This window comes from Mycobacterium sp., from assembly GCF_036273375.1.
Taxonomy (GTDB): Bacteria; Actinomycetota; Actinomycetes; order Mycobacteriales; family Mycobacteriaceae; genus Mycobacterium.
Window position 1 is genome coordinate 1 of record NZ_DASUHS010000176.1, and the last position, 8,949, is coordinate 8,949.

At 66.1% G+C, this 8,949-nt stretch carries 7 protein-coding genes and 3 pseudogenes; 1 reads left to right on the forward strand and 9 read right to left on the reverse strand.

Annotated features, from left to right (window positions below; all coding sequences use genetic code 11):
• On the forward strand, positions 1 to 906 hold a 906-nt coding region (locus VFW69_RS16520; protein ID WP_526502582.1), incomplete at its 5' end, for an amidase.
• Positions 907 to 1,262: 356 nt separating this feature from the next.
• On the opposite strand, the gene era is transcribed toward VFW69_RS16520, so the two are convergent.
• The 9 genes and pseudogenes from era to VFW69_RS16565 form a co-directional block, all read right to left on the reverse strand.
• The gene (era, locus tag VFW69_RS16525; protein ID WP_526502583.1) at positions 1,263 to 2,162 is read right to left on the reverse strand and encodes a GTPase Era; all 900 of its coding nucleotides are present in this window, start codon (positions 2,160 to 2,162) and stop codon (positions 1,263 to 1,265) included.
• On the reverse strand, positions 2,155 to 3,465 hold the full coding sequence (locus tag VFW69_RS16530; RefSeq protein ID WP_526502584.1) for a CNNM domain-containing protein: 1,311 nt from the start codon (positions 3,463 to 3,465) through the stop codon (positions 2,155 to 2,157). Before VFW69_RS16530 ends, era begins: the two co-directional genes overlap by 8 nt.
• Positions 3,466 to 3,552: 87 nt before the next feature.
• Positions 3,553 to 4,809 (reverse strand): hypothetical protein, encoded by a 1,257-nt coding sequence (locus VFW69_RS16535; protein ID WP_526502585.1) that lies wholly within the window; start codon positions 4,807 to 4,809, stop codon positions 3,553 to 3,555.
• Positions 4,806 to 5,339: an rRNA maturation RNase YbeY gene (ybeY, locus tag VFW69_RS16540; RefSeq protein WP_526502586.1), complete on the reverse strand. Its 534-nt coding sequence runs from the start codon at positions 5,337 to 5,339 to the stop codon at positions 4,806 to 4,808. Before ybeY ends, VFW69_RS16535 begins: the two co-directional genes overlap by 4 nt.
• Positions 5,340 to 5,359: 20 nt before the next feature.
• A pseudogene (locus VFW69_RS16545) lies at positions 5,360 to 5,698 on the reverse strand (PhoH family protein); the annotation flags it as partial.
• A 261-nt stretch (positions 5,699 to 5,959) separates the two neighbouring features.
• Positions 5,960 to 6,781 (reverse strand): annotated as a pseudogene (locus VFW69_RS16550) (LAGLIDADG family homing endonuclease); the annotation flags it as partial.
• Positions 6,770 to 7,489 (reverse strand): annotated as a pseudogene (locus tag VFW69_RS16555) (PhoH family protein); the annotation flags it as partial. The pseudogenes VFW69_RS16550 and VFW69_RS16555, both read right to left, overlap by 12 nt.
• Before the next feature lie 56 nt (positions 7,490 to 7,545).
• Positions 7,546 to 8,394 (reverse strand): 16S rRNA (uracil(1498)-N(3))-methyltransferase, encoded by an 849-nt coding sequence (locus tag VFW69_RS16560; protein ID WP_526502587.1) that lies wholly within the window; start codon positions 8,392 to 8,394, stop codon positions 7,546 to 7,548.
• A gap of 20 nt (positions 8,395 to 8,414) precedes the next feature.
• The coding region (locus VFW69_RS16565; RefSeq protein ID WP_526502588.1) for a DnaJ C-terminal domain-containing protein at positions 8,415 to 8,949 on the reverse strand (535 nt) is incomplete at its 5' end.

An 8,949-nucleotide genomic window follows, 5' to 3' on the forward strand; every position in this document is an offset into this window, starting at 1 on the left:
CGGATCCCGGCGGCGTGGACGCACCTGGTGGGCATCAAGCCGCAGCGTGGACGCATCTCGACGTGGCCGTTGCCGGAGGCGTTCAACGGCATCACGGTCAACGGCGTGCTGGCCCGGACCGTGGCTGATGCGGCGTTGGTGCTCGACGCCGCGTCCGGCAACGTCGAGGGCGACCGGCACAGGCCGCCCCCGATCACCGCGTCGGACTATGTGGGGAAAGCGCCCGGCCCGCTGAACATCGCGCTGTCCACCCGGTTCCCGTACACCGGCTTCCGGCCGAAGCTGCACCCGGAGATTCTGGCCGCGACGCGAGCCGTCGGCAAGCAACTCGAACTGCTCGGCCACACCGTGGTGCCCGGCAATCCGGACTACGGCATGCGGCTGTCCTGGGACTTCCTCGCCCGGTCCACCTCGGGCCTACGGGATTGGGAGGAGCGGCTGGGCGACGGCGTGGCGCTGGACCCCCGCACCCTGTCCAACCTGCGCATGGGCGCCGTGTTGGGACAAGCGATCCTGCGCACCGCCCGCCACCACGAAGCGGCCGACCAACGCCGGGTGGGCTCGATCTTCGACATCGTCGACGTCGTGTTAGCGCCGACCACGGCCCAACCGCCGCCACTGGCGCGCGCCTTCGACCGGTTGAGTGGCTTCGGCACCGACCGCGCCATGATCGCGGCGTGCCCGCTGACGTTCCCGTGGAACGTCCTGGGCTGGCCGTCGATCAACGTTCCGGCCGGCTTCACTTCCGACGGCTTGCCGATCGGTGTGCAGCTGATGGGTCCGGCGAACAGCGAGGGCATGCTGATTTCGCTGGCCGCCGAGCTGGAAGCCGTCTGCGGATGGGTTAGCAAACAGCCCCAGTCATGGTGGGACCAGACCACCGACGCTCCCGGGACCAACGGTTAATGTCTCAGCCGCCGCCCGCGCGCGGTTGTACAGGTAATAGCCGCGAATTAGCCGCGCTGGCTTACCTGTGCTCGGGCGTCAACGCCGGCATGAATTTTCCCGACGCGGCGGATCCGTCGTTGCAGTCGATCCGCGTACTGGAGTGACGTGGGCGATGCGGCGCATCAACATTCACATGAACAACATGAGTAGCCTGTGCCTGGTATATGGCCATTTTCAATTGCGCTAGCACCGGCGCTGGCACGAATGAAACTCACCTATCGGTCGGCAGCACCACGGGCGTACAACGGTCGGCAGCACCACGGGCGTGCGCCGGTCAGCCGCGCAACGGGCGTGCGCCCGGCCCGCGATGACCGCTAAAACCCAAGTCGGCCAAGCTGTTTGGGGTCGCTCTGCCAGTTTTTGGCTACCTTGACACGCAGGTCGAGGTAAACCTTGGTGCCCAACAACTTTTCGATCTGGGCGCGCGCGGCGGTACCGACCTCCCGCAGCCGGGCGCCACCCTTGCCGATGACGATTCCCTTCTGGCTGTCGCGTTCGACGTAAAGCAGAGCGTGGACGTCGATCAGGTCGTCACGATCGGCCCGCGGATTGACTTCGTCGATGACCACCGCCAACGAATGCGGCAGCTCGTCACGAACGCCTTCCAGGGCGGCCTCCCGGATGAGCTCGGCCATCAGGACCTCTTCGGGTTCGTCGGTCAGCTCACCGTCGGGGTAATACGCCGGCCCGGGCGGCAGCGCGGCGGCCAGCACGTCGATCAAGATGTCGACCTGCGCCCCGGTCGCCGCCGACACCGGCACGATTTCCCACCTGTCACCGACCAGCTCGCTGACCGCCACCAACTGCGCGGCTACCCGATCCTTGGGCGTCTTGTCGATCTTGGTGACGATCGCGACGAGAGTCGTCTTCGGTGCGGTCGAACGGATCTGTTCGACGATCCACCGGTCACCCGGACCGATCGCTTCGTCGGCCGGAATGCACAGCCCGATCACGTCGACTTCGGAATAGGTATCGCGCACAAGGTCATTCAGGCGCTTGCCCAGCAGGGTGCGCGGTCGGTGCAGGCCCGGCGTATCGACCAGGATGATCTGGCAGTCGTCTCGATGCACGATGCCACGGATGGTGTGCCGGGTGGTCTGTGGCCGCATCGACGTAATCGCGACCTTGCTCCCGACGAGCGCGTTCGTCAGCGTCGATTTCCCGGTGTTGGGGCGCCCGACCAAACATACGAAGCCGGAGCGGAATTCAGTCATGTTGCTCGGATTCCTCGCCCTCGGATGAATCGCCGGATTCGACCGGGCTGAGTAGGACGGTATTAATTCGTACCCGGCCCCGGTGATCGGTGCCGCCTTCGGCCCGCAGCCGCAGACCGTGGGAAACCACCTCGGCGCCCGGCAACGGTACCCGTCCCAATTCCAGTGCGAGCAGGCCGCCCACGGTGTCGACATCGAGATCGTCGTCGAATCCCACGTCATACAGCTCACCCAAATCTTCGATCGGCAGCCGCGCCGACACCCGGAAGTGCTTGTCGCCCAGGTCTTCGATCGGCGCCGTCTCCGCCTGGTCGTACTCGTCGGCGATCTCGCCGACGATTTCCTCCAGCACGTCTTCGATGCTGACCAGGCCGGCGATCGCGCCGTACTCGTCGACGAGAAGAGCCATGTGGTTGCGGTCGCGCTGCATCTCCCGCAGCAGCGAGTCCAGAGGCTTGGAATCTGGCACGAAGACCGCCGGGCGCATCACCTTCGACACCGGAGGGGTCCGGCCGCCGTCGCCAGACAAAACCGTCTGCTGGACAAGGTCTTTCAAATACACGACGCCGACGATGTCGTCGACGTTCTCGCCGATCACCGGGATGCGGGAATGCCCGCTGCGCACCGCCAAGTTGATGGCCTGGCTGGCGAACTTGTCGCTTTCGATCCAAATCATCTCGGTGCGCGGCACCATCACCTCGCGGGCCGGGGTGTCACCGAGTTCGAACACCGACTGGATCATCCTCCGCTCTTCGGCCGCGACCACCCCGCGCTGCTGGGCCAGATCGACGACCTCGCGCAATTCGATCTCGGAGGCGAACGGCCCGTTCCGCAGGCCGCGGCCGGGAGTCACGGCATTACCCAGCACCACCAGCAGCCCGCTGATCGGCATCAATAGCCACGAGATCGCTTGCAGCGGAAGCACTGTCGTCAGCGCAATGGAGTAGGCGTTCTGGCGGCCGAGGGTGCGTGGCCCTACTCCCATGACGACGAAGCTGGTCACCACCATGATGGCGGCAGCGCCGAACAATCCCCATCTCAGCCCGAAGTTGTCATAGAGAAACACCACCAGCAGTACGGTCGCCGTGATCTCGCAGGCGATTCGCAGCAGCACCACCAGGTTGATGTAGCGCGGCCGTTCCGACATCACCTTGGACAACGCCACCGCGCCGGGTCGCTCGTCGCGCACCAACTCCTGAACCCGGGCCAGCGATACCGTGCTGATGGCCGCGTCGATCGCCGCGAATAGTCCGCCCAGCGCGATCAGCGCGACTGCGCCGAGCAGCTCAGACCAGCCGGTCAATTGTCGACATACCTTGACTTGGTCACTGACTCCCCTGTGGCTTTGACCTGCAGCTTAGCGGTTGCCGGCGCCGAGGACCGGCGACCGCTAGCTGTCAGCCTTCTGCTCCTCGCTTCGATTCCGGCGGTTGAGCAGCCAGGCGATCAGGCCCACCACCACCGCAAACCCCCCGAAGCGCAGCGGCAGGGCCCACCCGGATTGGTGGGGTAAACCAGGCTCCTGGTGGTGGACGGCCAGCAGCACCAAGAAGCTGCCGTCGTCGGTCGGCCCGACCCCGGGCGTCGGCTGGGTCTTGATCACCCTGATCTGGGCGGGGGCGCTGCTGGAGTTGTCGATCTGTCCCCAGGCCAGAGTGGAGTCGTCGAGCAGGAAGGTGTCCTGGCCGCCCGCGGGTTGGCTGCCGTCGTGACCCACCACCGCCACGTGGCCCACTTCGACGGTCTCGCTTTTGGCGGGGACGAACACCGTGACGTTGTCGTAGAGCTTCGGGGGCGCCGGCGGCTTGTCGGGTGGCGTCGCGCCGTTCGGCGGTATCGAACCCCCGCCGTAAAAACTGCCGGCCGCGACATAGCTGTCGCCAACAGCGGTGAACGGGACGACGCCGGCGGTGGTGGCGTCGAGCACCATCTTGGCCCCACGCGGCAGGTACGCCTCCTGGTAGGCGCCGTTGTAGAAGTAGCGGAACGTGATCGGCTGATTCAGCGGGTTGTAGATCGTCGGGCGGCGATAGGCGTCGTCGTAGTCGAGGTAGTCCCAGTGGCGCGGCCGGATGAACTTCTGATCGTCAACCTTGAGGATGTCGACGTTGTCCCGGTGGGAACTCACGACGTTCTGCACCTGCTGGTTGAAATCAACCTGGGTGGGCGGCTTTGGTGGGTTGGCGGGGTCGACGCGCGTCAGCGGTGCGGCCTTGGCCGCCGCGATCGCCAGCGACGGCGCATCCAGCCCCCGCGGCGGCGCCACCACCGGGGCGTTTCGCGGTGTGTCCGGGCCCGGCGGATTGATCTCCTGCACCGGGACGGAGTTCTGACCGGAGTTGGGCGGCGGAAGTACCAGTGGGCCACCCACCGGCGGCGGGATCGGGGGCGGCTCGTACACCGGAATGGGAACGTGCGGAACCGGTGAGGGCGCGTTGCTCGGGGGTCCTTGGACGCCTTGGCGGTCCTCGTTGCACACGTTCGCCGTGTGATAGGCGTTCACGTAGAACATGCAGTGCTCGCAGGCGACGGGGTTCGATCCCGCGCCGGCACACGGGGCCGCCTGCGCCTCGGTGTCGGTCGTGACCCACACCGGCAACGGTGCGAACGCGATGGCGGCTGCCGCCAGAATTTTGAGTGACCTCAATTGTCGAAATACCTTGACTTGTCGAGCAATCGGCGGTCCCGCTCCTCTTGGCGGTCCTGGTGGTAGGCCTCGACCTGATCGGCGACCCATTCTTCGAGCAGCCGGTCCTGCAGGGCGAACATCTCTTTCTCCTCGTCCGGCTCGCCGTGGTCGTAGCCGATTAGGTGAAGCACGCCGTGGATGGCCAGCAGCGCCAGCTCATGCCCCAGACTGTGGCCCGCCGAGGCGGCCTGGCCGGCCGCGAATTCCGGGCACAGCACGATGTCGCCCAGCATCGAGGGGCCCGGCTCGGGGGCGTCCGGGCGCCCACCCGGCTCGAGCTCGTCCATCGGAAAGCTCATCACGTCGGTCGGGCCGGGTAGGTCCATCCAGCGCATGTGCAGGTCGGCCATCGCGGCGGTGTCCAGCAGCACCATCGACAGCTCGGCAGCCGGATTGACGTCCATCTTGGCGATGACGAACCGCGCGACACTGATCAGTTCGGCTTCGGAGACGTCGATACCCGATTCGTTGGATACCTCAATGCTCATAGAACCCACTCACCGCACCATCATCGACGACCACGCGAGCCCATTGACCGCCGCGACGCGCGGTTCATCGTCAGACCGGGCTCTTCAAACTTCGCATAGGCGTCAACGATCTCCGAGACCAGCCGGTGGCGGACCACATCCACACTGGTCAGCTCCGCGACGTGGATGTCACCCACGCTGTCCAGGATTTCCATCGCCGAGCGCAGGCCCGACTTGGCGCCGCCAGGAAGGTCGACCTGCGTGATGTCGCCGGTGACAACGATCTTCGATCCGAAGCCGAGCCGGGTGAGGAACATCTTCATCTGCTCGGCGGTGGTGTTTTGCGCCTCGTCGAGAACGATGAACGCGGAATTGAGGGTGTTGTGCGTCAGCAAGAAATCTTCGGTGACGTACAGCGAATCCGCGGCTGCGACCTGAATGCACACCGCCTCCTCGATGCCCGCCGGTTCGATCCGATCGACGAAGCGGATTGGCCGACCGCCACCGGTCAGGTCGTACTTCGCAGCCTTGCGGGCTAGCCGGAACGGCACAACACCCTCCGGCAGCCGGAGGTCGAGGATGTATGCGTCCGAGCGGTGATGCACCTGCCTACCTCGAGCACGTCCCGGCTTTCGCCCTTCAGCGGGCCTGGTTCGCCAATAGGCGATGCCACCCAGTGACTGAACCAGGAACACCACATCGTCACGGAGTCGAGCCGAGACTGTTGTGAACTGGATCCGGCACGTTCGTGCCTGCTGGGTGACTGGGCCTCCATCCGAGTCGAGGAGCCCCTGTAACACAGCCAGCCGCACATCCGGCGAGTTGAACAGGTAGTCCCGAGGAATGAATTTTCCCGCCGACCGCAGACCGGCTAGGCCCAGCTGTCGAAGAACGTTAGTAACTGGATTCGCTCGGGTGGCGAGTTCGCCGCGAGACCGGTTAAGGATGTAATCCACGGCAGACTTCCGTCGCATTTCGATACCCGGTATCAGGCGTCCTAGAGATTCGGCCAGTTCGGGGTCCGTCGTCGCAAAAGAAGGCGTCGTTGTACACGTGAGACACCCGTCACCTAGCAGCAGACCCAACGCATACGGGTCGAGAGGCGCTGGCCGGCTTTCAAATTCCACCGGCGCACGCAAGGTCGGCAACTCATAGCGATGATAGTGAGCAGCGCGGAGGTTGCCAATCATCTCCTTCGTTTGCAACACACGAGCAGGCCTGCTACGTCGCCTGTCTGACCGTGTGTAAACCGACCAAAGGTGATCACCGGATGCGAGCGTCGAGGAACCATCCTGGGTGGAAACCCGATAGATTTCCTTGAAGCCCTGCGGATAGACGCCCAAAACCTCCGTGGGTCGCCCATCAGAACCGATCACAAAATCCCCGACCCGCAGTTCGCCGATTGGTTGAAATCCGTTGGGAGTTAATACTTTCGTGAACACCGGTTGAGCTCGGCCGCGCATATACGCCAGCGGCGCCACCTCAATGACTCCGGCGGTCATCAGTTTGGGGATCAGCTCGGGATCCATCATGTCGTACAGCGCGTCATACAACGGCCGCAGATACGGATCGATCTTCTCGCTGAGCGTGCCGGGCAAAAACCCAAGGCGCTCACCGGCTTCCACGGCCGGGCGGGTCAAGATGATGCGGCTGACCTGTTTGGTCTGCAGGGCGTTGACCGCCTTGGCCATCGCCAGATACGTCTTGCCGGTTCCGGCCGGGCCGACCCCGAAGACGATGGTGTTGGCGTCGATGGCATCGACGTAGCGCTTCTGGTTGAGCGTCTTGGGCCGGATCGTCTTTCCGCGCCGCGACAAGATGTCCAGCGTCAGCACTTCGGCCGGTGACTCGTTGTCGGTGCCGGCCAGCATGGCGACGCTGTGGCGAACCACCTCCGGGGTCAACGGCTGACCACCGGCAACAATCGCGACCAGTTCGGAGATCACCCGCTCGGCGAGCGCGACGTCGGCGGGCTCGCCCGCGAGGGTGACCGCATTGCCACGCACATGCAAGTCGGCGTTCAGGCTGCGCTCCAGAGCCCGTAGGTTCTGGTCCGCCGAACCCAACAAGCCCATCACGACATCGGGCGGAACATCGATGCTGCTGCGAACCTGAGTAGAGGCCGGGACGGCTCCGGCTGCGTCAGCAGCGCTGGTCTCGCGGGGTGTCACGTGGCTCTCGATGCCTGCTTTCTCGGCTTGTCGGGGGGTTGCTGGGCCGTCTCAGTCTACGCCGAGGCCCCGGGTCGGTCAGTGTTCAGCAACGTACTCGACGACGGGCCGGTGTCGCCAACCTGCAGCGACAGGCCGTTTGCCGGCACATCCCCGCGCTGGTCCCAGCGCGGGGTCAGCACACCGAGCGCGCCCAGGGCCACCGCCGCGGCGGTCGACGTTCGCAGCACCTGTGGACCAAGCCGCACCGCCGCCGCACCGGCGTCGGACAACGCCGCCATCTCGTCCTCCGCGATCCCGCCTTCTGGACCGACCAGCAGCAGCAGTGATTTCGCTTGTGCCAGCTCGATAGACGCCAGTGGGTCGGTGGCCGACTCATGCAAAGCCAGCGCCGTCGCGCCGGCGGCCACCTCCTCGCGAATCCGCCGAGTCAGTTCTGGGGTGGACAACACCCCGTCGACCGGCGGGATGTGCGCCCGACGGGATTGCCGGGCGGCCGACCGGACGACGGCGCGCCATCGGCGCAACCCCTTGTCGACCCGATTGCCCTGCCAGTTGGCCACGCAACGCGCGGCCTGCCACGCCACGAACGCGTCGGCGCCGGCCTCGGTGGCCAGCTCGATCGCCAGCTCCGAACGCTCCGATTTCGGCAGTGCCTGCACGACCGTCACAGGCGGGGACCCCGGCGCGACGCTCCAGCGCTCGAGCACCCGTGCACGCAACCCGTCGCGCCCGGCGTGTTCCACCTCGCAATGGGCCAGGGCTCCGGCGCCGTCACCGAGCACGAGTCGGTCGCCGGGACGCATTCGCCGGACGGTGGCGGCGTGAAAACCCTCGTCACCGCCCAGCACGGCGAGCGCGCCGGGCTCGGGCAGATCGTCGAGGTAGAACAGGGTCGCAACCATGTGCGCCTCCGGGCGCCCGGCTAGCGCCCGGTGAAGGTTTCGCGGAGCCGGCTGAACAAGCCCCCGCCGGCGTGGGTCGAGCGGACCTCGGGCACGTCGCGGCTGCGGCGAGTTTTCAGCTCGCGCAGCAATTCGGTGTCGCGGTGGTCCAGCCGGGCGGGAACCACCACCTCGACATGGACATGCAGATCGCCGCGGGTGCCGGACCGCAGGTGCGGCATGCCGTGGCCACGCAGCGTGATGACCGACGCCGGCTGGGTCCCGGGCGGAATGGTGATCTCGCTGACGCCGTCCAAGATGGCGTCGACGGTGACCGTGGCGCCCAGCGCCGCGTCAACCATCGGCACCGAAACCGTGCAGTGCAGGTCGTCGCCTTCGCGGACGAAGACGTCGTGGGCCTGTTCGTGCACCTCGACGTACAGGTCACCGGCCGGCCCGCCACCGGGCCCGACCTCGCCCTGCGCGGCGAGCCGCACGCGCATCCCGTCGCCGACACCGGCCGGGATTTTGACGCTGATCTCGCGGCGGGCCCGCACCCGGCCGTCGCCCATGCAC